The sequence below is a fragment of the Amycolatopsis sp. NPDC003865 genome (genome assembly GCF_053605345.1).
In genome coordinates this window covers 15,515-38,287 of the sequence record NZ_JBSGJA010000040.1, presented here as the reverse complement: position 1 = coordinate 38,287, position 22,773 = coordinate 15,515, and the positions used below count along the sequence as shown (strand labels likewise).

General features: G+C 71.0%; 21 protein-coding genes. 14 read left to right on the top strand and 7 right to left on the bottom strand.

What is annotated here, in order from left to right; genetic code table 11:
- Nucleotides 1–140 precede the first annotated feature (140 nt).
- Complete coding sequence (locus ACWEVP_RS48765) at nucleotides 141–587, bottom strand: OsmC family protein (RefSeq protein WP_452069434.1); 447 nt, start codon at nucleotides 585–587, stop codon at nucleotides 141–143.
- Between the two features lie 200 nt (nucleotides 588–787).
- Here ACWEVP_RS48765 and ACWEVP_RS48760 point away from each other — a divergent pair, with 200 nt between their 5' ends.
- Nucleotides 788–1,402 (top strand): TetR/AcrR family transcriptional regulator, encoded by a 615-nt coding sequence (locus tag ACWEVP_RS48760; protein WP_452069452.1) that lies wholly within the window; start codon nucleotides 788–790, stop codon nucleotides 1,400–1,402.
- Nucleotides 1,403–1,475: 73 nt separating this feature from the next.
- Here the strand turns inward: ACWEVP_RS48760 and rpsA are convergent, their stop codons facing one another.
- The gene (gene rpsA, locus ACWEVP_RS48755) at nucleotides 1,476–2,975 is read right to left on the bottom strand and encodes a 30S ribosomal protein S1 (RefSeq protein ID WP_364451091.1); all 1,500 of its coding nucleotides are present in this window, start codon (nucleotides 2,973–2,975) and stop codon (nucleotides 1,476–1,478) included.
- Between the two features lie 285 nt (nucleotides 2,976–3,260).
- On the opposite strand from rpsA, the gene ACWEVP_RS48750 reads away from it, so the two are divergent.
- From ACWEVP_RS48750 to ACWEVP_RS48725, 6 genes are all read left to right on the top strand, one after another.
- Complete coding sequence (locus ACWEVP_RS48750; RefSeq protein WP_452069433.1) at nucleotides 3,261–4,112, top strand: class I SAM-dependent methyltransferase; 852 nt, start codon at nucleotides 3,261–3,263, stop codon at nucleotides 4,110–4,112.
- Nucleotides 4,109–5,029 (top strand): GNAT family N-acetyltransferase, encoded by a 921-nt coding sequence (locus ACWEVP_RS48745; protein ID WP_452069432.1) that lies wholly within the window; start codon nucleotides 4,109–4,111, stop codon nucleotides 5,027–5,029. The genes ACWEVP_RS48750 and ACWEVP_RS48745 overlap by 4 nt, the downstream gene beginning before the upstream one ends.
- 20 nt (nucleotides 5,030–5,049) lie before the next feature.
- Complete coding sequence (locus ACWEVP_RS48740) at nucleotides 5,050–5,970, top strand: GNAT family N-acetyltransferase (RefSeq protein WP_452069431.1); 921 nt, start codon at nucleotides 5,050–5,052, stop codon at nucleotides 5,968–5,970.
- A gap of 99 nt (nucleotides 5,971–6,069) precedes the next feature.
- Entirely contained in the window at nucleotides 6,070–6,759 is a 690-nt protein-coding gene (locus ACWEVP_RS48735) for an ABC transporter ATP-binding protein (protein WP_452069430.1), read from the top strand.
- Nucleotides 6,756–8,651, top strand: a complete 1,896-nt coding sequence (locus tag ACWEVP_RS48730; protein ID WP_452069429.1) for a YhgE/Pip family protein — start codon at nucleotides 6,756–6,758, stop codon at nucleotides 8,649–8,651. Before ACWEVP_RS48735 ends, ACWEVP_RS48730 begins: the two co-directional genes overlap by 4 nt.
- Nucleotides 8,648–9,220, top strand: coding sequence for a TetR/AcrR family transcriptional regulator (locus ACWEVP_RS48725; protein WP_452069428.1), 573 nt, complete (start codon nucleotides 8,648–8,650; stop codon nucleotides 9,218–9,220). The genes ACWEVP_RS48730 and ACWEVP_RS48725 overlap by 4 nt, the downstream gene beginning before the upstream one ends.
- A gap of 302 nt (nucleotides 9,221–9,522) precedes the next feature.
- Here the strand turns inward: ACWEVP_RS48725 and ACWEVP_RS48720 are convergent, their stop codons facing one another.
- From ACWEVP_RS48720 to polA, 3 genes are all read right to left on the bottom strand, one after another.
- Nucleotides 9,523–11,133 (bottom strand): trypsin-like peptidase domain-containing protein, encoded by a 1,611-nt coding sequence (locus ACWEVP_RS48720; protein WP_452069427.1) that lies wholly within the window; start codon nucleotides 11,131–11,133, stop codon nucleotides 9,523–9,525.
- Nucleotides 11,134–11,292: 159 nt separating this feature from the next.
- Entirely contained in the window at nucleotides 11,293–11,826 is a 534-nt protein-coding gene (locus ACWEVP_RS48715; protein WP_452069426.1) for an EF-hand domain-containing protein, read from the bottom strand.
- 97 nt (nucleotides 11,827–11,923) lie between these two features.
- Nucleotides 11,924–14,665: a DNA polymerase I gene (polA, locus tag ACWEVP_RS48710; RefSeq protein ID WP_452069425.1), complete on the bottom strand. Its 2,742-nt coding sequence runs from the start codon at nucleotides 14,663–14,665 to the stop codon at nucleotides 11,924–11,926.
- 62 nt (nucleotides 14,666–14,727) lie between these two features.
- Here polA and ACWEVP_RS48705 point away from each other — a divergent pair, with 62 nt between their 5' ends.
- Nucleotides 14,728–15,168 (top strand): hotdog fold thioesterase, encoded by a 441-nt coding sequence (locus ACWEVP_RS48705; protein ID WP_452069424.1) that lies wholly within the window; start codon nucleotides 14,728–14,730, stop codon nucleotides 15,166–15,168.
- Between the two features lie 4 nt (nucleotides 15,169–15,172).
- A complete protein-coding gene (locus ACWEVP_RS48700; RefSeq protein ID WP_452069423.1) occupies nucleotides 15,173–16,144 on the top strand; it encodes a LysR family transcriptional regulator in 972 nt (323 codons plus the stop codon).
- Here ACWEVP_RS48700 and ACWEVP_RS48695 read toward each other — a convergent pair.
- A complete protein-coding gene (locus tag ACWEVP_RS48695) occupies nucleotides 16,110–16,880 on the bottom strand; it encodes an alpha/beta hydrolase family protein (RefSeq protein ID WP_452069422.1) in 771 nt (256 codons plus the stop codon). The two genes, ACWEVP_RS48700 and ACWEVP_RS48695, sit on opposite strands and share 35 nt — an antisense overlap.
- Before the next feature lie 527 nt (nucleotides 16,881–17,407).
- Between ACWEVP_RS48695 and ACWEVP_RS48690 the strand changes: the two genes are divergently transcribed.
- The 5 genes from ACWEVP_RS48690 to ACWEVP_RS48670 all read left to right on the top strand — a co-directional run bounded on the left by ACWEVP_RS48690 (nucleotide 17,408) and on the right by ACWEVP_RS48670 (nucleotide 22,236).
- The gene (locus tag ACWEVP_RS48690; protein ID WP_452069421.1) at nucleotides 17,408–18,565 is read left to right on the top strand and encodes a branched-chain amino acid ABC transporter substrate-binding protein; all 1,158 of its coding nucleotides are present in this window, start codon (nucleotides 17,408–17,410) and stop codon (nucleotides 18,563–18,565) included.
- 111 nt (nucleotides 18,566–18,676) lie between these two features.
- On the top strand, nucleotides 18,677–19,639 hold the full coding sequence (locus ACWEVP_RS48685; protein WP_176171421.1) for a branched-chain amino acid ABC transporter permease: 963 nt from the start codon (nucleotides 18,677–18,679) through the stop codon (nucleotides 19,637–19,639).
- Nucleotides 19,636–20,763: a branched-chain amino acid ABC transporter permease gene (locus ACWEVP_RS48680; protein WP_452069420.1), complete on the top strand. Its 1,128-nt coding sequence runs from the start codon at nucleotides 19,636–19,638 to the stop codon at nucleotides 20,761–20,763. Before ACWEVP_RS48685 ends, ACWEVP_RS48680 begins: the two co-directional genes overlap by 4 nt.
- Nucleotides 20,764–20,768: 5 nt before the next feature.
- Nucleotides 20,769–21,533, top strand: coding sequence for an ABC transporter ATP-binding protein (locus tag ACWEVP_RS48675; protein WP_452069451.1), 765 nt, complete (start codon nucleotides 20,769–20,771; stop codon nucleotides 21,531–21,533).
- Entirely contained in the window at nucleotides 21,523–22,236 is a 714-nt protein-coding gene (locus tag ACWEVP_RS48670) for an ABC transporter ATP-binding protein (protein ID WP_452069419.1), read from the top strand. The genes ACWEVP_RS48675 and ACWEVP_RS48670 overlap by 11 nt, the downstream gene beginning before the upstream one ends.
- A 45-nt stretch (nucleotides 22,237–22,281) precedes the next feature.
- Here the strand turns inward: ACWEVP_RS48670 and ACWEVP_RS48665 are convergent, their stop codons facing one another.
- Nucleotides 22,282–22,773: a hypothetical protein gene (locus ACWEVP_RS48665; protein ID WP_452069450.1), complete on the bottom strand. Its 492-nt coding sequence runs from the start codon at nucleotides 22,771–22,773 to the stop codon at nucleotides 22,282–22,284.

The window sequence follows — 22,773 nt, the reverse complement described above, 5'->3', positions numbered from 1 at the left end:
GCCGGCCGACCTGGCCCCGGCCGTACCCGCCCGCGCCGGCCGGCGTGCTGCCTGGGCGGCCGAGCCGGCTTCAAGCCGGCGAGCCCGGCCGCGAACGTTTGCGTCGCTCGTGTGTCGCGGACCGGCCCACCGGCCGGCGCTCAGCCGGCGACCTCGCGGGTCTCGATCGCGATCTCCGACGACAACGTCCGGTGCACCGGGCACTTGTCCGCGATCGCCATCAGCTTCGCGCGCTGGTCGTCGTCCAGCTCGCCCTCGAGGGTGATCTCACGCGTGATCCGGCTCAGCATGCCGCGCTCGGTCTCGCACTTCGCGCAGTCCTCCGCGTGGATGCGGTCGTGGCGGAGGCGGATCGTCGCGCGGGTCAGCGGGAAGCCCTTGCGGTTCGCGTACATCCGCAGCGTGATCGCCGTGCACGAACCCAGCGAGGCCAGCAGCAGCTCGTACGGGTTCGGCCCGGCGTCCGCGCCCCCGACCGCGACCGGCTCGTCGACGAGCAGCGCGTGCGTCGCCGTCGTCACCTGCTGCGTGTAGGTGCCGTCGCCGCTCGCGGTGACGACCACCGTGCCGGGCTCGGGGTGTTCCATACGGTCAGTCCTCCCAGGGTGGTTCCTCGGTTGCGCGTGAAGCCTGGCACGAACCGGAGCCGGCACGTCGGGAGCCCCGCGGATCCGGACATCCGCCGCATTCCCAAGACGCGCCGGATATCGTATCTTCTGCTGCGGGTGGGTCACCCGGACGTCGTCGTGCGCGAAGGGGGTGCGCCGTGGCCACCAGGCACCTGTCGATGCGCCCCGCCGAGCAGGGCAACCGCGAACGCTTCCTGGACGCGGCGCTGTCGGTGCTGTTCGACCGCGGCGTCTCGGGGCTGTCGGTGCGCGGGGTGGCCGAAGCCGCCGGCGCGTCGACCCTCTCGGTGTACGCCCGCTTCGGCGGCCGCGCCGGCCTGCTCGACGCGCTGTACGAGCGCACGTTCGACTCGTTGCGGGAGCTGCTGGAGGGGCTGCCGCCGTCGAGTCCGGACGGTGTCGCGGACCTGCTGCACCTGGCGCTCGAATACCGGCTCTTCGCCCGGGAAAGCCCCGTCCGCTACGCGCTGATGTTCGAGCGCCCGGTGCCGGGCTTCGACCCGGACCCGGCGCTGCGGTCGGCGGTCCTGCGGACGACGTTCGCGTTGTTCACCGCCCGGGTCGAGCGGGTGTGCCCACCGGGCGCGGACGCCCGCGCGGCCGCGTACCAGCTGTGGACGGCGATGCACGGCCTGGTGGGGGCGGAGCTGATGCTGGCCTCGCGGACGCCGTTGCCGGACTGGTTCATCCCGCCGACCGACGAGGCGAACGAAGAGATGTACCGCCGCGGGGTCACGGCCATGATGACCGGCCTGGGCCTGCGCAACCGCTGACCCCGGACACGAACGAACCCCCGGTCCGAAGTGGACCGGGGGTTCGCCGTCAGCTACTCAGAGCCGGTACAGCTCACGCACCGCCGGAGAGCTTCTCGCGGAGCGCCGCGAGCTGCTCGTCGGAGGCGAGGGTGCCGCCGCTGCTCTTCGTGTCGGTCGAGGTCGAGCCCGAGGTGTAGCTCTCCGAGCCGCCCTCGACGCCGGTCGCCGCGTCGGCCGCGGCCTCCGCGTCGGCCTCGACGGCCTTCTGGACCTGCTTCATGTGGGCCTCGTAACGAGTGTGCGCCTCGGCGTACTGGCGCTCCCACTCCTCACGCTGCTTGTCGAAGCCTTCCTGCCACTCCTGGGTGTCCGGGTCGAAGCCTTCGGGGTAGATGTAGTTGCCCTCGGCGTCGTACTCGGCGGCCATGCCGTACTGGGTCGGGTCGAACTCGGTGTCCGGCGTGACACCCTCGTTCGCCTGCTTCAGCGACAGCGAGATGCGACGGCGCTCGAGGTCGATGTCGATGACCTTGACCATGACGTCGCCGTTGACCTGGACGACCTGCTCCGGGATCTCCACGTGGCGCTCGGCCAGCTCGGAGATGTGGACCAGGCCCTCGATGCCCTCTTCGACGCGCACGAACGCACCGAACGGAACCAGCTTGGTGACCTTGCCCGGCACGATCTGGCCGATCGCGTGGGTGCGGGCGAACTGGCGCCACGGGTCTTCCTGGGTCGCCTTCAGCGACAGCGAGACGCGCTCGCGGTCCATGTCGACGTCCAGGACCTCGACCGTGACCTCCTGGCCGACCTCGACGACCTCGGACGGGTGGTCGATGTGCTTCCAGGACAGCTCGGAGACGTGCACCAGGCCGTCGACGCCACCCAGGTCCACGAAGGCACCGAAGTTGACGATGGACGACACGACGCCCTTGCGGACCTGGCCCTTGGCGAGCGCGTTGAGGAACTCGCTGCGCACCTCGGACTGGGTCTGCTCGAGGTAGGCGCGGCGGGACAGGACCACGTTGTTGCGGTTCTTGTCCAGCTCGATGATCTTCGCCTCGAGCTCGCGGCCGACGTACGGCTGCAGGTCGCGGACGCGGCGCATCTCGACCAGGGACGCGGGGAGGAAGCCGCGCAGGCCGATGTCCAGGATGAGGCCGCCCTTGACGACCTCGATGACGGTGCCCTTGACGGGCTCGTCCTTCTCCTTGAGCTCCTCGATCGTGCCCCAGGCGCGCTCGTACTGCGCGCGCTTCTTGGACAGGATCAGACGGCCTTCCTTGTCCTCCTTCTGGAGAACGAGGGCTTCGACCTCATCGCCGACGGTGACAACCTCAGCCGGGTCGACATCGTGCTTGATGGAGAGCTCACGCGAGGGGATGACACCCTCGGTCTTGTAGCCGATGTCGAGCAGGACCTCGTCGCGGTCGACCTTGACGATCGTGCCTTCGACGATGTCGCCATCGTTGAAGTACTTGATCGTCTTGTCGATCGCCGCGAGGAAGTCTTCCTCCGACCCGATGTCGTTGATGGCGACCTGCTGGGGCCCGGTGGGGGCGGTCGGGGCGGTGGCGGTGTCGGTGGTCATTAGGCGGGTTGCTCCGGTGGATGGGAATCGAGGGTTGGCAGTTGTCGACGCGATGGGCGGCATACGACGACCCTGCGAGCAAACGTCCACCAGTGAACGACCGCGGCATGACCCCGCATACGGTGCGCGACCCGAGTCCCAACCAGAAGCTGAGCGGAAGGCAGCGCGAACCCACTGCGCTAACACTTATCGTACGCGGCGGCCGCTAGGGGGCACAATCAGGGTCCCCCTCGATCGCTAAGGTCCTCGCGGAAGCAAACACGCAGCGGACCGGAGACCACCATCATGCCACCGGAGGAGCCGCCCGCGCCGGGGCGCCACGACGCGGCCGAGCACCGGCTGGGCACGGCGGCCGTCGCCTACCGCAAGGTCGGGGGCGCCGAAGCGGCCGCCGCGAACCTCGCCTGGTGGGACGCCGACGCCGACGACTACCAGGCCGAGCACGGCGGGTTCCTCGGCGACGCGGACTTCGTCTGGTGCCCGGAGGGCGTGCGGGAGGCGGACGCGCGGCTGCTCGGCGACGTCCGCGGGAAGCGCGTGCTGGAGGTCGGGTGCGGGCAGGCCGCCTGCGCGCGCTGGCTGACCGCCGAGGGCGCCCACGCCGTGGCGACCGACCTGTCCGCCGGCATGCTGCGCCACGCCCGCGACGGCAACGCGCGCACCGGCCTCGACGTCCCGCTGGTGCAGGCCAACGCCGAGTACCTCCCGCTGGCGTCCGGCAGCTTCGACGCCGCCTGCTCGGCGTTCGGCGCGATCCCGTTCGTGGCCTCGGTGGACAACGTCTTCGCCGAAGTGCACCGGGTGCTGCGGCCGGGCGCGCCGTGGGTGTTCTCGGTGACTCACCCGATGCGGTGGATCTTCCCGGACGACCCGGGCCCGCAGGGGCTCACGGTCACCCAGCCGTACTTCGACCGCACGCCGTACGTCGAGGTCGACGACGAAGGCACCGCCACCTACGTCGAGTACCACCACACCCTCGGCGACTACGTGCGCGCGCTGGCGGCGGCCGGGTTCACCCTGACCGACCTGGTCGAGCCCGAGTGGCCGGCGGGGCACACGCAGGTCTGGGGCCAGTGGAGCCCGCTGCGCGGCCGGCTCTTCCCGGGCACCGCGATCTTCCGCACGCACCGCTCGTGAACCCCCTCGAAGCCCAGCAGAACGCGCGGTTCGCCGCGCTCGACCCGCTCCTCCCGCCGATCGCGCCCCCGCCCGCGGCGAGCGAGCCGCTGGTGGTGGCCGCCGGGGGCCACCGCGCGGGCGGCCTGCTGACGCACGTCGTGCACGCGCCGGGGTCGTGGCCCGCGCTGTGGGGGCCGCTGGAGATCCGGGACCTGACCGCGGTGCCGGGCGACAGCGGCGCGGCGGGTCTCGCGGCGCTGCTCGGCGCCTGGCGCGACCGGCTGCGGGGGACGCGCCCGGAGCCGGATTCGGGCTGCTCGGTGGCCTGGCCGAGCCGCGACGCGGAAGCATCCGCCGTCCTGCTGGCCCACGGCTTCGCGCCGATGACGCAGCTGGCGGTGCGCAAACCCGGACCGCCGGTCACCACCCGGCTCCCCGGGAAGCCGCGGGTGACCGTCCGCCGCGCGGACGAGGGCGACGTCGAGGCCCTCACCGAGCTGCGCCTGGCGGAGTGGCGCTACACGTCGCTGGTCGGCACGGCGCGGGACCGGCCCGGCGCGCGGGCCCTGCTGCGCGCGGAGGTCGTCCGCTCGCTGCGCTTCAGCGGGCTGGTCTGGCTCGCCGAGGACGACGGCGTGCCGGTCGGCATGGCCGCGTGCGCGCTGGCCTCGCCGGCACCCGGCGACAGCCTCCACGGGCGGCTGCTCCCGGGTCGCTGGGGGTACGTCGACACGCTGTCGGTCGCGCCCGAGGCGCGCGGCGGTGGCGTGGGCCGGGCGCTGATGGCGGTGGCCCATCGCGAGCTGCTGCGGCCGGACGCGCGCGGTACGTTCCTCTTCTACCACCCGGCGAACCCGCTCTCGCCCGTGTTCTGGCACCGGCAGGACTATCGTCCACTGTGGACAATGTGGATCCGGCGACCCGCCTGGTCCTGACCGACACACCTGGGGGCCCCATGGACATCGCCGAGCCGTTGCTCGCCGCCCACCGCGCGCGCTTCGCGGCGCTCGACGCGCTGCTGCCGCCGGCCGCGCCGCCCGCAGACGGCGAACGGCTGGACGCGGCCACGGCGGCGGGCACGCAGGTCACCGGGGTCCTGCAGCGGCACCGGTTCGGCCCCGGCGACGTCCCGATGCTGTGGTCGGCCGCCGACACCTGGCAGCTGTTCCCGTACTTCGGCGACACCGGTACCGAAGGCGCCGACCTCCTGCTGCGCGCGCTCAAGGGCCGGCTGGAGGCGGAGCCGGCCGGCGACGATTCGGCGTGCGTCGTGCTCTGGCCCAGCCGGGACGCCGAGGCGATCCGCGCCTTCCTGGACCACGGTCTCGTCCCCCTGTCGGCGGTCGGCGTGCGGACCGCTCCCCCGCCGGAAGCGGACCCGGCCGTCACCGTCCGCCGGGCCGGGCCGTCCGACTACACCGCCGCGGTCGCGCTCGCCGAGGCGACCTTCGACTACACCGGCCTCGTCGCCGCGCCCCGCCGTCCCAACACCGCCGAACTGCTCGGCCCCGGCCTGCGCGCGGCCCTCGCCGAGACCGAACCGCCCGTCTGGCTGGCCGAAGAGGACGGCGAAGCCCGCGCGCTCGCGCACTGCGCGTGGGTGGACGCGGCACCGGGGAACGAGGCCGCCGAGCTGCTCCCACCGGGCCGCTGGGGCTACGTGAACAACGTCGTGACCGCGCCCGGCGAGCGCGGCAGCGGGTTCGGCCGGGCGCTGATGGCCCACGTGCACCGCGAGCTGCACCGGGGCGGCGCCACCCGGACGTACCTCTACTACAACCCGACGAACCCGCTGTCGTCGGTGTTCTGGCACCGCCAGGGCTACCGTCCGCTGTGGACGAGCTGGGAGATCCGCCCGGCGTCGGCGCTGCGGTGAGTCACCCACGGGTGTGACGTGCGTCCGGTGATCTTGCCGCGCACCCCGAGGAGGACTAGCTTTTGAACTGACCGGTCAGTTCAAAACGCTGGAGTTCCCGTGCAGGTCCGAGCCGATCGCGTGTCCCTCGACGGGCACCACGGCACCTTGTTACCGCCCACCTCGCTGACCGTCGGCGAGGGCGACCTGGCGATCGTGCACGGCGAGCCCGGTGTCGGCGTCACCGCGTTCGGCCTCGCGCTGGCCGGGCGGCTGAAGCCGACCACCGGCACCGTGCACGCCGAAGGCACCGACGCCGGCCTGCCCGAGCTCGTCGCGGTCGTCGACGCCCCCGGGGTCAGCGAACCCGACGACGCGCTGGCCCTGCGCGTGGTCGTCGGCGAGGAGCTCGCGCTGGCCCACCGCCCGGCCGGCAAGGAGGACGTCGCCCGGTGGCTCGCCGCCCACGACGCCGCGCCCTTCGCCGGCACGCGGTTCGAGAACCTCGCTCCCACCCTGCGCACCCGGCTGCTCACGGAACTGGCCGCCGAACGCAAGGGCGTGCGGCTGCTCGTCCTCGACACGCCCGACCGGCACACCAGCGACGTCGAAAGCTGGACGGACCTCGCCCGCGAGCAGGCCGCGCGCGGGTTGGCCGTGGTCGTCCTGACCGCCACGACCCCGCTGTCCGCGCTGCCGTTCACGCCCGCCCGTCTCGGCGCCGCCGAGCAGCCCGAGCCGCAGCACCACGCCCCCGAACCCGCCCCCACCGAAGAGCTCCCCGCGAGCACTGACGGAGTCCCCGAATGAACGCCTTCCGGATCGCGCGCAACGAGCTGCGCCGCCTCTCCACCGGCACGATGCCGAAGCTCGCGCTGGTCGCGCTCGTGCTGGTGCCGCTGCTCTACGCGTCCTTCTACCTCTACGCGAACTACGACCCCTACGGCCGCCTCGACAAGCTGCCGGCCGCCGTCTTCACCAGCGACACCGGCGCGAAGGACTCGACCGGCCAGCAGCGCAACGTCGGCCGCGAGGTGACCGACGAGCTGGTCAAGTCCGGCACCTTCCAGTGGCACGAGGTGTCCGAGCAGGAGGCCCGCGACGGCGTCCGCGACGACAAGTACTCCTTCGCGATCGGCATCCCGAGCGGCTTCTCCGCCGCGTTGCTCTCGGTCGGCAACTTCCAGCCGCAGCAGGCGACGATCACGCTGACCACCAACGACGCCAACAACTACCTGTCGGGCACCATCGCCAAGCAGGTCGCCGAGCAGGTGCGCAAGACGATCGCGGAGAAGGTCGGCAGCGAGGCCGCGGACCGGTTCCTCGTCGGCTTCTCCACGATCTACGCCAAGATCCAGGAGGCGTCGACCGGCGCGTCCCAGCTCGCCGACGGCGCGACGCAGCTGAAGTCCGGTCAGCAGCAGCTGGCCGACGGCGCCGCGAAGCTCGCGGACGGCTCGTCGACGCTCGCGACCGGCCTGGGCACGCTGAAGAGCAGCACCGCTTCCTTGCCCTCGCAGACACAGCAGCTGGCGAGCGGCGCGTCGCAGGTGGCCGCCGGTGACCAGAAGGTCGCCGACGCCGCTTCGATCGCCGCCACGGCGTCGTCGGACATCCAGGGCAAGCTCGACTCCTACCGCAGCCAGCTCCAGACCGACCTGCGCGCCGCGGGGGTGCCGGATGCCCAGGTGCAGGAGATCCTGGCGCGGGCCGATCAGCTGCGCTCCCCCGTCGACCAGGCGAACAGCAAGATCCAGCAGGCCAACGGCGACCTCGCGAAGCTGGCCGACGGCGCCCGGCAGGTGTCCGACGGCGCGGCCAAGCTCGCCGCCGCGTCGCCGCAGCTGACGAGCGGCATCGCGCAGGCGTCCGACGGCGCGAACCAGCTGCGCGACGGCGCTTCCCAGCTCAGCGACGGCGAGAAGACGGCGGTCAACGGCACGAACCAGCTCGCCGACGGCGCGGTCAAGCTGCGCGACGGGCTGGCGGCCGGCCTCCAGCAGATCCCGAACCCGGACGACCCGACACGCAACGCGACGGCCAACACGATCGCCGACCCGGTGGCGGTGAACGCCAACGGCGAAGCGTCGGCGGGGACGTACGGCGCCGGTCTCGCGCCGTTCTTCATCTCGCTGGCCACCTGGATCGGCGCGTTCGTGCTGTTCCTGCTGCTGCGCCCGCTCTCGACGCGGGCGCTGACCGGGGGCGCGGCGCCGTTCCGGGTCGCCGTCGGCGGCTGGCTGTCCTCGGCGCTGCTGGGCGTCGCGCAGGTGATCGTCCTGTTCGGCGCGGTGACGTGGCTGGTCGGCATCCACATCGCGCACCCGCTGGGCGCGATCGGGTTCGCGGTGCTGGTGTCGCTGACGTTCACGTCGGTGGTGCACGCGCTCAACGCGTTCTTCGGCGCGGTCGGCAAGTTCCTCGGCCTGGTGCTGCTGGTGCTGCAGCTGGTCAGCGCGGGCGGGACGTTCCCGTGGCAGACCATCCCGGACGCGCTCTACCCGCTGCACGTGGTGCTGCCGATGGGCTACGCGATCGACGGCTTCCGCCACCTGTTCTACAGTGGCGCGACCGTGCAGATCCTGGGAGACATCGGCGTGCTGCTGGCCTACCTGGTAGGCGGGATCCTCGTGTCGACGCTGGCCGCGCGCAAACGTCGCGTTTGGACGGTGTCGGCGCTCAAGCCCGAGCTGAGCCTGTGAGCGGCGGGACGAAGCAGAAGCTCTTCGAGGCCACGTTGCGGCTCTCGAAGAGCCGTGGCCTGGTGGGGCTGACGGTCGACGACATCGCGGCCGAAGCCGGCGTCGCGAAGGGCACGGTGTACTACAACTTCGGCTCGAAGGACGGCCTGGTCGACGGGCTCCTGCGGTACGGAGTGGACATGCTGGCTTCGCGGCTTCGCCTGGCGGTTTCCGAGGCGGACCCGCTGGACGTGATCGAGGCGCAGGTCGACACGACGCTGGAGTTCATCGCGGCCTACCCGGGGTTTTCGCAGATCCTGGTGAGCGAGCTGTGGCGGACACCGGGCCAGTGGCACGGGACGCTTTCCCTGCTGCGCGAGGAGATCATCTCGATCGTGAAGCAGCAGCTGTCCCGGCTGGACGCGGCCGGGCGGCTGCCGGAGGGAGTCGAGATCCCGACGGCGGCCGCGGGGCTGTTCGGAACGATGCTCGTGGTGGCGCTGGACTGGCAGGTGTTCGGGCCGCACCGGACGCGGGCCGAGGTGCGGGAAGCGGTGATGGTCCTGATCCGCGGCTTGGGGCGACGGTAGCCGAAGCTTGAGGCGGCGGTAGCCGAAGCTCGGGGCGGCACCGCCCGGCACCCCGCCCAGACCCCTCCCCCCACCCCGATCCGAAGCCAGAACACGGCCGGCGGTGCCGGGTCAAGGCATCTTTCCCGCCTTGACCCGGTACCGCCGGCCGTAGTCACAATCGGGCGTCGGGGTGGTGGGTGCTTCCAGCACCGGCAGACCGCCGGGCAAGTCAAGCGCGGCTATCAACGCAAGCCCGCCGGGGCGCCCCCCGTTCTCTACTCTACCGGCCGGGACCGACAGTTTCGGCGCCCGAGGCTTGCTCAGGGGCGGTCTTCGAGCCGCGCCCGGACCGCCGCCGCATACGTATCGACCGCCGTGGCGGCCGCCGTCAGCTCGCAGGGGCCGTCGATCAGCAACCTCTTCGCCGGCATGTACGCCTGCTCCAGCTCCGGGTCGCCGTCGAGGCCGTGCTCGCGGGCCAGCTCGTTGTCCGCGGCCAGCCGCGCCCGGAGCTCCTCGCGGCGGGCCACCAGCCCGTCGAGGACCGCTCGCTGGCGGCGGCCGTCCTCGACCGCCGGCGCGACCGCGTGCTCGTGGCCGTCGATGTGCTTCTCCACCCACTCCGCGTCGCCGTCGACCTCGGCCGACCGCAGCTGCTTCAACGCCGCGCGCAGCCGCTGGGCGCGGGCCGGGAGCATCGCGACGCCGGTGAACCGCGTCGCCACCCTCAGCTGGTAGGCCTCGATCTCGGCCAGTTCCTCCACCGACTGCGTCAGCACGTCGAGCCGGCCCGCGAGGTCGTCGGGCGCCGGGCGGGCGCCGAGCGTGCCCGCGCGGATCGCCGCCACCCCGGGCGAGGACTCCTCCCGGAAGCCGAGCAGCAGGCGGATGCCGAGCTCGGCCGCGCGGCCCGCGAGCGGCGCCAGCACTTCGCCGACGAGCCGGTCGGGTTCGGCGGAGTCGTCGATCGCGTCGACGACGAGGGTGCGGCCCGCGACTCCCGTGGTGAGGCGGTCGGCGATGCGGTGGCGGACGGCGTCGGCGGTCCGGCCGGTCGCGTCGACGGCGAGGTCGACGCTGCCCGCCGGCGGCATCTGCCCGAGCGCCGGCGGCAGGCCGGGCACGCCCAGCGACCGTTCGCGGTCGGCGAGCACGATCCCGAACCGCAGCGCCGCGGCCACCGGCGACCCGGCTTCGCCGGTGTCGACCACCCAGACCGTGCCGGGCTCGGCCTTGGCGAACCAGTCAGCGACGCTCTGCACGAAGGAGACGTCGACGGCTTCGCCGACCGGGCGCGAGAAACTGGCGTCGACGGCCGGGCTGCCCGAGGTCCAGATGCTCAGCTGCGGCAGGTGCCCGAGCATGGTCTCGACCGGGATCATCCACGTCCCGGTGTCCTTGCCGACGACGACGCCGACGACGTGCCCGGTCGCTTCGTCGATCACCGCCGTACCGCCGAAGCCGGGGCCGAGCGGTTCGGCTTCGGCCGTCCGGAACAGCCGGACCCACTCGCCGCCGGGGCCGCCCGGGTGTTCGGGGCCGCCGAGCCGGGCGTGGGTCCAGCGGCCGACCGAGCCCGGCGGGAAACCGAAGGCGCGGACCAGCTGGTGCTCGCCGAGCGGCATGCGGTGCAGCGGCGCGCGGAAGACGCGGGACTCGGGGCGGTCGAGGCGCAGCACGGCGAGATCGCCGCGGCCGCCGCCGTCGGAGGGCACCCAGCAGCCTTCGACGACGGTGGCCGGGCCGGGCATCGCCTCGGCCAGGCCGACGAAGTCGACGCTCAACGCGGACCGCGGCCCCCCGGCGGTTTCGACGACGTGCGCGCTCGTGAGGACGTGGTATTCGTCCAGCACCGTGCCCGCACCGCACACCCGGCCGAGTTCGTCGTGCAGCCGGACCCGCCAGCGTCGTCGCTCACGCTCGAACCCCATTCGGCGGACCCTACGCCGTGATCGCTCCCGGGTGGGCGCCGACCTCCCTACCCAGCGGTAATGGCTCACCCGAACGGAGTCCTCCGTTGGTAGGAACGCCGAACGGTGTTGTGCGCCGGTGAGTATTTCCGTCAGAGACGTCGGAAAAACAGTCCGCTGCTAGACGCGGCCGAACACCCAGCTGCCGGCCGCCGCGGGGTCGTCGCCGGCCCAGAACTCGTACCAGTGACCGGTGAACTCGTCGTGGGACAGCCGGCCGTCGCCGTCGGTGTCCAGCAGCGCGAACGCTTCGTCCGCCGGGACACCGGTGCCGCTCCACGCCTCGATCATGCGCCCGTACTCGGCCGCCGAGATCGTGCCGTCGCCGTTTTCGTCCACCGCCTCGAACATCGCCGCCGCCGTGCCGGTGACCGCGCCCGGCATCTTCGGGAGCTCGTCGACGACGGAGAGAACCTCGTCGAGGGTCACCTTGCCGTCGCGGTCGCGATCGGACGCGTCGAGCAGCGTCGCCCACCAGCCCATCATGATCGCGGCGAGCTTCCCGCCCTCGGGGGTGCCGGCGTCGGTGCCGCGCACGGCGAGCCATCTCGCCGTGAGCGCGCGGAAGTCGGACTCGGTCAGGTAGCCGTCGGCATCGGCGTCCATCGCGCCGAACACGGTCGAGATCTTGCGTCGCTGGAAGTCACTGGCCATGGGAAACAGCTTTGCCCCGCCGACCGGCACCCGACGACGGCCGCCCGAGTACACCCGCGCCACGACCCGGTGATCCGGGTCGTGGCGGAGCGTGAACCTAATGCGCGGCTTCGTTCCAGGACCGCCCGTAGCCGACCGAGACCTCCAGCGGCACCGCGAGGTCGTAGGCCGACCCCATGCCGTCGCGCACGAGCTGCTCCAGCTGCTCGCGCTCGCCCTCGGCGACCTCGAGCACGAGTTCGTCGTGCACCTGCAGCAGGATCCGGCTCTTGAGCTTCGCCTCGACGAGCGCGCGGTGGACGTTCAGCATCGCCACCTTGATGATGTCCGCCGCGCTCCCCTGGATCGGGGCGTTCAGCGCCATCCGCTCGGCCATCTCGCGGCGCTGGCGGTTGTCGCTGTTGAGGTCCGGCAGGTAGCGGCGGCGGCCGAAGATCGTCTCCGTGTACCCGCACTTCGCCGCTTCGCCGACCACCGAGTGGAGGTAGTCGCGCACGCCGCCGAAGCGGGCGAAGTACGCCTCCATCTGGGACTTGGCGTCTTCGGTGGAAATCCGCAGCTGCTGCGAAAGCCCGTACGCCGACAACCCGTACGCCAGCCCGTACGACATCGCCTTCACGCGGTAGCGCAGCTCCGGCGTGATCTCCTCCGGCGGCATGGAGAACGCCCGCGACGCGACGAACGTGTGCAGGTCCTCGCCGGAGTTGAACGCCTCGATCAGGCCCTCGTCCTTCGACAGGTGCGCCATGATCCGCATTTCGATCTGGCTGTAGTCCGCGGTCATCAGCTCGGTGAAGCCCTCGCCGACGACGAACGCGTCGCGGATGCGGCGGCCTTCTTCGGTGCGGACCGGGATGTTCTGCAGGTTCGGCTCGGTCGACGACAGCCGCCCGGTGGCCGCGATGGTCTGCAGCAGCGTGGTGTGGATCCGGCCGTCGTCCGCGACGGACTTGATCAGGCCCTCGACGGTCGTGCGCAGCTTCGTCGCGTCCCGGTGCTCCAGCATGTGCTGCAGGAACGGGTGCTCGGTCTTCTCGAACAGGCCCTGCAGCGCTTCGGCGTCGGTGGTGTAACCGGTCTTCGTGCGCTTGGTCTTCGGCATGCCGAGCTCGTCGAACAGCACGACCTGCAGCTGCTTCGGCGAACCCAGGTTGATCTGCTTGCCGATCACCTCGTACGCCGCTTCGGCGGCCTGCGTGACGCGCGAGAGGTAGTGCGCTTCGAGCGTGGTCAGCTGCTCGAGGTCGACGGCGACCCCGGCGATCTCCAGCTCGGTGATGACCTCCAGCAGCGGCAGCTCCAGCTCGGCGAGCAGCCGCGCGCCGCCGATCTGCTCGAGCTCCTTCTCGAGCGCGCCGGCCAGCTCGAAGATCGCGCGGGCCTTGACCAGCTCCTCGTCGATCTCCTTCTGCTCCAGGCCTTCCGCGCCGCCGTCGAGCAGGGACAGCTGCCCGTCGCCGCCGTCGGTCTCCGAGCGCAGCTCGCGGTGCAGGTAGCGCAGCGCGAGGTCGTCCAGCTCGAACGTGCGCTGGCCGGGCCGCACGAGGTACGCGGCCAGCGCGGTGTCCATGGCGAGCCCGGCGAGCGCCCAGCCGCGGGCGCGGATCGCGTGCAGCGGCACCTTGAGGTCGTGGCCGGTCTTGCGGATCGCCGGGTCGGCGAGCCACGCGGCGAGCGCGGCGTCGTCGGCCTGGTCCATGGCCGTGACGTCGACGTACGCGCCTTCGCCGTCGGCCGCGGCGAACGCGACCGCCCGCAGGTCGGACCGCACCGACGTGCCGACCGCGCGGAAGCTCAGCGCGACCGGCTCCCCCGCCCCGGCGTGCGCCTCGAGCCACGCCGCGAGCGCGCCGGGCGCGAGCGCGGACCCCGAGACCTCGAAGCCTTCGTCGGCCTCCGGTTCGGCGCTCTGCAGCGTCGCGAACAACCGGTCCCGCAGCACGCGGAACTCCAGCTCGTCGAACAGCGCGTGCACCGCCTCGCGGTCCCACGGGCGCAGCTCCAGCCCGGACGGCGCGATCTCCAGCTCGACGTCGCGGATCAGCTCGGTCAGCTGGCGGTTGAGCTGGACCGACGACAGGTGCGCCCGCAGCGCGTCGCCGACCTTGCCCTTGACCTCGTCCACGCGGTCGATCAGGTCGCCGAGCGAGCCGAACTGCTTGATCCACTTGGCCGCGGTCTTCTCGCCGACGCCCGGGATGCTCGGCAGGTTGTCCGACGGGTCGCCGCGCAGCGCGGCGAAGTCCGGGTACTGCCGCGGGGTGAGCCCGTACTTCTCCTCGACGGCGTCCGGCGTGAACCGGGTCATCTCCGAAACGCCGCGCTTCGGGTAGAGCACGGTGACGTGCTCGGTGACCAGCTGCAGCGCGTCGCGGTCACCGGTACAGATGAGGACGTCGAAGCCGTCCGCCGTCGCCTGCGTCGTGAGCGTGGCGATGATGTCGTCGGCCTCGTAGTTCTCCTTGACCAGCGACGGGATGCCGAGCACGTCGAGGACCTCCTTGACCAGGTCCACCTGGCCGCGGAACTCGTCGGGCGTCGTGCTGCGGTTCGCCTTGTAGTCGGCGTAGGTCTCCGAGCGGAAGGTCTTGCGGGAGAGGTCGAACGCCACCGCCAGGTGGGTCGGCGCTTCGTCGCGCAGGAGGTTGATGAGCATCGAGGTGAACCCGAAGACCGCGTTGGTGACCTGCCCGGTCTTCGTCTTGAAGTTCTCCGCGGGCAGCGCGAAGAACGCGCGGTAGGCCATCGAATGGCCGTCGATCAGCAGCAGCTTCGGCCGCTCGGCGACAGCGGTGGTTCCTGTGGCGTTGGCAACGGTCGTCTTCTCACTCGGGCTCACGGGGCCGAGTCTAGGCTGAGGGTCCGACACTCTTACGTGTCGCATAGGAACAGGAGCTTTGCGTGACGGAACGTGCCGCCCCCATCGACGTGGAGCGGCTGTCGGGCATCGACCCGGCGGCAGCCGACCAGCAGCTGAACGACAAGGTCGGCATGAAGCTCCTGGAGGCGACGGCCGAACGCGTGGTCGGCACGATCCCGGTCGAGGGCAACCTCCAGCCGTACGGCCTGCTGCACGGCGGCGCCAACGCCGTGCTCGCCGAAGCGCTGGGTTCCACGGTCGCCGCCCTGAACGCGGGCCCCGGCCGCGCGGCGATGGGGCTGGAGCTGTCCTGCACCCACCACCGAGCGGTCCGCGAAGGCACGGTCACCGGCGTCGCGACGCCGCTGCACGTCGGCCGCGGCACCATCACCGCCGAGATCGTGCTGACCGACGACGAGGGCAGGCGGACCTGCACCGCCCGGCTCACCTGCGTCGTCCGGGACCGCCCGCCGGGCGCCTGAGCGGGTGGACCTCGACCTCGCCCAGGTACGGGCGTTCGTCGTGACGGCGGAGCAGCGCCACTTCGGGCGGGCGGCCCAGGCGCTGTTCCTCACCCAGCAGGCGCTGTCGAAGCGGATCCGGAAGCTCGAGGACACGCTTTCGGCACCGTTGTTCCTGCGCACGAACCGCTCGGTCGAGCTGACCGCCGACGGCGAGCGGTTCCTCCCGCACGCGCGCGAGCTGGTGCGGGTGGCCGACGCGGCGGTGGCCGCCATGGGCGCCGACGACCGGCCGCTGCGCCTGGACGTCGTCGACTACCGGCTCTCCCCCCTCTTCCTGCTGCGCCGGCTCGCCGCGCGCGACCCGGATTTGCGGATCGACCGGGTCGCCGGCGGCGGGTTCGCGAGCGCGATCGAGCCGCTCCTGACCGGCGAGCTCGACGTCGCCATCGGCCGGGTCAGCGGGATCGGCCGGCCGCTGCCCGACGAGCTGGAGCACCGGGTCGTCCGGCTCGAACCGCTGGTCGCGCTGCTCGCCCCGGAGCACCCGCTGGCCGTGCAGGACGTGCTGCGGCTCGACGACCTGCGCGCCGACGGGATCTGGCTGCCCGGCCTGCGCGGCCCGGCCGAGTGGCTGTCCTACCTCGAGGAGCTGTGCGCCCGGTTCGGCGTGCCGGTCGACGACTCCGGCGTCAGCTTCGACCTGCGGCACACCCTGGAGCAGACGCGCTACGGCAAGCGGCGCGTCACCCTCGCCGGGGCGGACATGGAGCTCGCGCCCGACCTCACCCTGAAGGTGCTGCCGTTCGAACCGTCCCCGCTGTTCCCGTGGTCGCTGGTCTGGCGGCGCGGGAAGGCGGGCCCGGCGCTGCGGCGGCTGCTCGCGCTGGCCGGGCGCACCAGCCGTGAAGAGGACTGGTGCGCCTACGACCCGGAGCACGCGTGGCTGCCGGCGGACGACCTCAAGCTCGCAGCCGCGGCGCGAACCACCCCGTGAAGGCCGCGTCGACGGCCTTCGCCGCCGGGGTCCCCGGCGGGAACTCGTGCGCCATCCCGTCGACCGTCACCAGCTCGGTCCCCAGCTTCTCGCGCAGCGCTTCGGCGGGCTCGCGCACGGCGACGTCGTCGTCCGCCCCGGCGACCAGCAGCAGCGGCGCGGTCAGCTCCCCGGCCCGGCGCACGAAGTCGTAGCGGTCGGCGACGGCCCGGGATTCCGGCGTCCACGGGTACGTGACGTCGAAGAGGCGCTCGTTGCGGCCGATCACCGGCGCCAGCCGCGCGACCGGGCTGACCACCGCGGCGGCCTCGACCGGGACGTCCCCGCGGGTGAGGACCTCGAGGGCCACCAGCGAGCCCGCCGAGCCGCCGAAGACGCCGAGCGGGCCGGCCGCGCCCGGCAGCCGGTCCCGCAGCTCGGCCAGCGCCGCGGGGAACTCCGCGGCCGCCTGTCCGGTGACCGGTTCGAAGACGTTGAGCACGGCGTCCTCGCTCGCGAGCCGGAACAGCTCGGCCGGGCCGCCCTCGGGCAGCCGCGCCCCGGTCAGCGGCAGGCCGAGGTACACCCGCCACGCCTGCAGCCCGGTCATCGGCACCGCTTCGGCGAAGGCCCGCTCGCTCGAGGGCTCCTCCATCAGGTGCCAGCCCGCCAGCAGCGCCGCCGGCGCGGCCGGGTCCGCCGGTGCCAGCGCCACGAACGGCACGCCCGCCGCGACGCCCTCGATCGCTTCCCGCATCCTTCTCTCCCTGTCTCTCGGCTGCTTCCAGCGAACAGCCGGGGCGGGGTGCGGGTCCAACAGCCGTTCCGGTGCCCACGACAACCGGTGGTTGTGGCCGTTCGGGCAGACTTCACCGGGGGCTGGTCCGATCGGCCGCCCGAACCGGACGTAAGGTGCATCCCTACGGCGGTGCCCGCTCGCCAGGACCCTCGCCAGGGTGAACAGCGGATCGCCGGGAAACCGGCCACGCACCGGCCGCCGAAATGGCCGATGACATACCGCGGAAACACGGCTGTCACCCATTCGCAGAACGAGCCCGGATACTTAGTATCGCTACGTGACCAGCGGCGGGCTGTAACGAAACGTCGTTCGGCTTTTCGTGCAATTCGTGTCGGTTGCGATCGTCACGATGTGGACACAGAGTAGTGAGGCCGCCTGTGCACATGATGGGCGAGAGGGATATCTTCCTGCCCTAACCTAGCCCCTGTGTCGGGGGCAACGCCTACCGGCGGCTGGTTGGTCATGGGAGGTAGTCGGTGTCAGGAGTGCGTTTTGGACGGGTTCTCGCCCTCGCAGCGGCGACGTCGCTCGCGCTGGCGGGCTGCGCCGGTGGCGGCTCGTCCAGCAACAGTGGTGACGGCAGCACGCTGAAGATCGGGTTCATGGGCGACCTGACCGGGGAGAACTCCGGGATCGTGATCCCGCCCAACAACGGCGCCAAGCTCGCCATCGACGAGTACAACGCCACGAACCCCAAGGTGAAGCTCGAGCTGAAGAACTACGACAGCCAGGGCAAGCCGGAGCAGGCCACCTCGCTGGTGCAGACCGCCATCGGGACGGACAAGATCACGGCCCTGATCGGCCCGGCGTTCTCCGGTGAGTCGAAGGCCGTCGGCGGCGTCCTCGAGCAGGGCAAGATCCCGAGCGTGTCGCCGTCGGCGACCAACCCGGGCCTGGCGAACAACGGCTGGAAGTACTGGCACCGCGTCGTCGCGAACGACAACGACCAGGGCCCGGCCATCGCGAACTTCCTCATCACGGCGAAGTCGCCGAAGAACGCGTACGTCATCTCGGACGACCAGGAGTACAGCGTCGGCCTGGCGGACGCCTTCGAGAAGACCTTCAAGGACAAGGGCATCACGACCGAGCGCGACAAGTTCGCCAAGGACGCGTCGGACTACTCCTCGACCGTCCAGAAGGTCAAGGCCGCCAACCCGGACGTCATCACCTTCGGTGGTTACTACGCCCAGGGCGGCCGGCTGCTCAAGCAGCTCCGCGACGGCGGCGTGAAGGCCATCTTCGCCACTGGTGACGGCTCGCTCGACCCGCAGCTGGTCTCCGGTGCGGGTGCCGCGGCCGCCGAAGGCGCCGTCGTCGGCTGCCCGTGCAACATCCCGGACCCGGGTGCCCCCGGCAACGACTTCGCCGCGAAGTACAAGGCCAAGTTCAACGTCGACCCGGCGATCTACGCCACCGAGGGCTACGACGCCGCGACCGCCATCATCAACGCGGTCAAGGCCGGCAACACCACCGGTGAGAAGATCAACGACTTCCTGAAGACGGAAGACTTCAAGGGCGCGTCGAAGCAGGTCAAGTTCAAGGAGAACGGCGAGCCGCAGACCAACGCGATCTACGTCTACCAGGTCGTCGGCGGGGTCATCAAGAACCTCGGCGCGTCGACCGAGGCCAAGATCAACGGCTGACGGATTAGCGGAACACCTCACGGGAGCGGGGGCGCTGTGGACGGCCACAGCACCCCCGCTCCCCGCCAATGTGGCGACCATCCTCGCCCCGTCAGGTAAGGCAACTACGTCATGTTCCAAGATCTGCAGAGCCAGTTTCTGGGCAGCACCATCGGCGGCCTGGTAGCCGGCTCCATCTACGCCCTCATCGCCCTCGGCTACACGATGGTCTACGGCGTGCTGAGGCTCATCAACTTCGCGCACTCCGAAATCTTCATGATCGGGACGATGACGTCCCTGTTCATCCTCGTCACGATCGCGCCCACCGCGCCGTTCACCATCTTCTCGATGATCGGCATCCTGCTCCTGCTGATCGTCGCGTCCGCACTGGTCTCCGGCGGCTCGGCGATCGTGCTCGAACAGCTCGCCTACCGGCCGCTGCGCAAGAAGGGCGCGACCCGCCTCGCCGCCCTCATCTCGGCGATCGGTGCCTCGCTGTTCCTCCAGGAGGCGTTCGGCCTCAAGATCATCCCCTGGCTCTTCGACAAGCCGGGACGCGTCCAGCAGTCCGCGCCGCGGTTCGTCCCGCACGAGGAGCTGTTCCGGATCGGCAACGGCGTCGTGCGCACCGACCACGTCTTCGTGATCATCGGCGCGGTCATCGTGATGGTCGTGCTGGACCAGCTGGTCAGCCGCACCCGGATCGGCCGCGGTATCCGCGCCACGGCGCAGGACCCCGAGGCCGCCGTGCTGATGGGTGTCAGCATCGACCGGATCGTGCGCATCACGTTCCTGCTCGGCGGGGCCATGGCCGGTGTCGCGGCCGCCCTGTTCGTCATGGAGTACGAGAACACCGACTACCGCATCGGCTTCCTGCTCGGCATCAAGGCGTTCACCGCCGCGGTGCTCGGCGGTATCGGCAACCTGCGCGGCGCTCTGCTCGGCGGGATCGTGCTCGGCCTGGTCGAGAACTGGAGCTCCATCTTCCTCGGCTCGGCCTGGAAGGACGTCACCGCGTTCGTCGTCCTGGTGCTGGTCCTGATGTTCCGGCCCACCGGCATCCTCGGTGAATCGCTGCAGCGGGCACGCGCATGAAGGGCGAAGAAGTGGCTACCAGCAACGGAAAGCCCGCGCGCAGCGGGTTCCACCCCATCGACGGGATGCGGGACTGGTGGGCGGACGCTCCCCACTGGCAGCGTTATGGCGTCTACCTCGCCCTGATCGTGTTCGCGCTGATCCTGCCCGCTCCCTGGATCGGGTCGTTCATGTCGCCGGACTCGGACTGGACGACGGTGCTGATCTTCCCGGTCGGCACGTACATCCTGCTGTCGGTCGGCCTCAACATCGTCGTCGGCCACGCCGGCCTGCTGGACCTCGGCTTCGTCGCGTTCTTCGCGATCGGCGCCTACACCTGGGCGTCGATCGGCACGTCGTACGGGTGGTCGTACTGGCCGACGGTGGTGCTCGGCATCTTCCTGGCGTCGATCTCCGGCGTCATCCTCGGCGCCCCGACGCTGCGGCTGCGGGGTGACTACCTCGCGATCGTGACGCTCGGGTTCGGGGAGATCGTCCGGATCACCGCGAACAACACCGACGCCATCGGCGGGGCCCGCGGCATCACGAACGTCCCGCACCCGGAGCCGATCTTCGGGGTCGAGTTCTTCCTCGACCCGGCGCCGTACTACTACCTGATGCTGTTCGCGATCGTGCTCGTCATCGTCTTCTCGGTGCGGCTCCACAAGAGCCGGGTCGGGCGGGCGTGGGCGGCGATCCGCGAGGACGAGGACGCGGCCGAGCTGATGGGCGTGCCGACGTTCAAGTTCAAGTTGCTCGCCTTCGCGATCGGCGCCATGATCGGTGGCTTCGCCGGCACGATCTACGCCAGCAAGGCCGTGTTCATCGAGCCGAACAACTTCCCGTTCATCCTGTCCGCGACCATCCTGGCCGCGGTCGTGCTGGGCGGCTCCGGCAACCTGCCGGGGGTCATCCTCGGCGCGTTCGTGATCGCGTGGCTGCCCGAGCGGTTCCGGTTCCTGTCGGAGTACCGCATCCTCATCTTCGGTTTCGTGCTGGTGCTGATGATGGCGCTGCGGCCGGAGGGCCTGCTGCCGTCGCGGCAGCGCAAGGCCGAACTACGGGAAGGGACCGGCGGCATGGGTGCCATGGGTGCCGAGGTGGCCGGACCCGATTCCGACGCTTCGGCGGAGGTCGTCAAGTGAACGCCATGCTCGAAATCGACAACGTGACCATGCGGTTCGGCGGCGTGACCGCCCTGCGCGAGGTCGACATCAGCATCAACGAAGGCGAGATCTTCGCCCTGATCGGGCCGAACGGCGCGGGCAAGACGACGGTGTTCAACGTGATCACCGGTGTCTACCAGCCGACCGAGGGCCAGATCCGCTTCGACGGCGACCGCATCGACGGCATGAAGCGGTTCAAGGTCACCAAGCGCGGCATCGCCCGGACGTTCCAGAACATCCGGCTGTTCCACAACATGACGGCGCTGGAGAACGTCATGGTGGGCGTCGACGCGCACCACAAGACGGGTGCGATCGGCGCGACGCTCGGCCTGCCGTGGCACCGCAAGGAGGAGAAGCACGGCCGCGAGGTGGCCAGGGAGCTGCTCGACTTCGTCGGCATCGGCCGGGTGGAGCACAACGTCGCGAAGAACCTCTCCTACGGTGACCAGCGCCGGCTGGAGATCGCGCGGGCGCTCGCGACCGACCCGAAGCTGCTGCTGCTCGACGAGCCGGCCGCGGGCATGAACCCGGCGGAGAAGAACGGCCTGCAGGCGCTGATCCGCAAGATCCGGGACGACGGCCGCACGGTGCTGCTCATCGAGCACGACATGGGCCTGGTCATGCACATCAGCGACCGGCTGGCGGTGCTCGACTTCGGGCAGAAGATCGCAGAAGGGCTGCCGCACGAGGTGCAGAACAACCAGAAGGTGATCGAGGCGTACCTGGGGGTGTCCGAAGATGCTTCTTGAGGTCGAGGACATCAACGTCCACTACGGCAAGATCGCGGCCCTCAAGGGCATGAGCATCCAGGTCGGCGAGGGTGAGATCGTCTCCCTCATCGGCGCCAACGGCGCCGGCAAGACCACGACGCTCAAGACGATCTCCGGGCTGCGGCCGCTGACCAGCGGCCGGATCCTGTTCAACGGCCAGGACATCTCGAAGACCCCGGGGCACAAGCGCGTGCTGCTCGGGATCGGCCAGTCGCCGGAAGGCCGGGGCGTGTTCCCCGGCATGACGGTGCAGGAGAACCTCCTGATGGGTGCCTACACCCGCAAGGACGACCTGAAGGCCGACCTCGACGAGGTCTACGAGCTGTTCCCCCGGCTCGCGGAGCGGAAGACGCAGTTCGGCGGCACCATGTCCGGCGGCGAGCAGCAGATGATCGCCATCGGCCGCGCGCTGATGACGAAGCCGAAGGTGCTCCTGCTCGACGAGCCGTCGATGGGCCTGGCGCCGATGCTGATCGCGCAGATCTTCGACATCATCCGCGAGATCAACAAGCGCGGCACGACGGTGCTGCTGGTGGAGCAGAACGCCCAGCAGGCGCTGAAGCTGTCGGACCGGGCGTACGTGCTCGAAACGGGCCGCGTGGTCCAGAGCGCGCCCGGGGCGGAGCTGCTCAACGACCCGAAGGTGCGGGCCGCCTACCTCGGTGGCGACCTGGGCGTCTGAGTGTTGTTTTCGGGGGCCCGGCGCTTCGGCGCCGGGCCCCCTTTCTCATAGCTTGATGTCGGTGCCGTTGGCGTTCTTCATGTCGGTGATGGTGGGCCCGCCGAAGGCTTTCACCGCGACCGGCTTCCGGTCCTTGGGGATGTCCCAGTAGAGGTCGAATTCGACGCGCACGCCGTGTCCGAGGTCGAACTGGGCGGGCTGGCGCTTGATCAGCATGGCCTGCTCGTCCGACGGGTGGGTGTCGCCCCGGTCGTCGACCAGGAGCTGGCGCTTCGTGTCGAAGAGGACGCTCGAGGTGCCGGTGTTGGTGATCACCAGCCGCAGGCGCACGTACTGGCCTTTGGGGAGCATTTCGGCGTGGCTCCCGGTGATGCTGGGCAGTCCGGCAGCGAGGCCGATGAGGTCGAACTCGGTGTCGCCGTTCTTCGCGGGCGGCAGCTTGAGGGCGGTCTCGTCGGGCCGGACCTGCCGCGGCGGCAGCTCGTAGGTGGTGGGCGCGGGCGTGCTCGGGGCGGCTTCGCAGCCGGTCAGGAGCAT

What these genes read in the sequence shown, in the direction of transcription:
- ACWEVP_RS48765 (WP_452069434.1), bottom strand. Translation starts at nt 587, where the DNA reads ATGGAACACCCCGAGCCCGGCACGGTGGTCGTCACCGCGAGCGGCGAC.
- ACWEVP_RS48760 (WP_452069452.1), top strand. Translation starts at nt 788, where the DNA reads ATGCGCCCCGCCGAGCAGGGCAACCGCGAACGCTTCCTGGACGCGGCG.
- rpsA (WP_364451091.1), bottom strand. Translation starts at nt 2,975, where the DNA reads ATGACCACCGACACCGCCACCGCCCCGACCGCCCCCACCGGGCCCCAG.
- ACWEVP_RS48750 (WP_452069433.1), top strand. Translation starts at nt 3,261, where the DNA reads ATGCCACCGGAGGAGCCGCCCGCGCCGGGGCGCCACGACGCGGCCGAG.
- ACWEVP_RS48740 (WP_452069431.1), top strand. Translation starts at nt 5,050, where the DNA reads ATGGACATCGCCGAGCCGTTGCTCGCCGCCCACCGCGCGCGCTTCGCG.
- ACWEVP_RS48730 (WP_452069429.1), top strand. Translation starts at nt 6,756, where the DNA reads ATGAACGCCTTCCGGATCGCGCGCAACGAGCTGCGCCGCCTCTCCACC.
- ACWEVP_RS48720 (WP_452069427.1), bottom strand. Translation starts at nt 11,133, where the DNA reads ATGGGGTTCGAGCGTGAGCGACGACGCTGGCGGGTCCGGCTGCACGAC.
- ACWEVP_RS48715 (WP_452069426.1), bottom strand. Translation starts at nt 11,826, where the DNA reads ATGGCCAGTGACTTCCAGCGACGCAAGATCTCGACCGTGTTCGGCGCG.
- ACWEVP_RS48695 (WP_452069422.1), bottom strand. Translation starts at nt 16,880, where the DNA reads ATGCGGGAAGCGATCGAGGGCGTCGCGGCGGGCGTGCCGTTCGTGGCG.
- ACWEVP_RS48685 (WP_176171421.1), top strand. Translation starts at nt 18,677, where the DNA reads ATGTTCCAAGATCTGCAGAGCCAGTTTCTGGGCAGCACCATCGGCGGC.
- ACWEVP_RS48680 (WP_452069420.1), top strand. Translation starts at nt 19,636, where the DNA reads ATGAAGGGCGAAGAAGTGGCTACCAGCAACGGAAAGCCCGCGCGCAGC.
- ACWEVP_RS48675 (WP_452069451.1), top strand. Translation starts at nt 20,769, where the DNA reads ATGCTCGAAATCGACAACGTGACCATGCGGTTCGGCGGCGTGACCGCC.
- ACWEVP_RS48670 (WP_452069419.1), top strand. Translation starts at nt 21,523, where the DNA reads ATGCTTCTTGAGGTCGAGGACATCAACGTCCACTACGGCAAGATCGCG.
- ACWEVP_RS48665 (WP_452069450.1), bottom strand. Translation starts at nt 22,773, where the DNA reads ATGCTCCTGACCGGCTGCGAAGCCGCCCCGAGCACGCCCGCGCCCACC.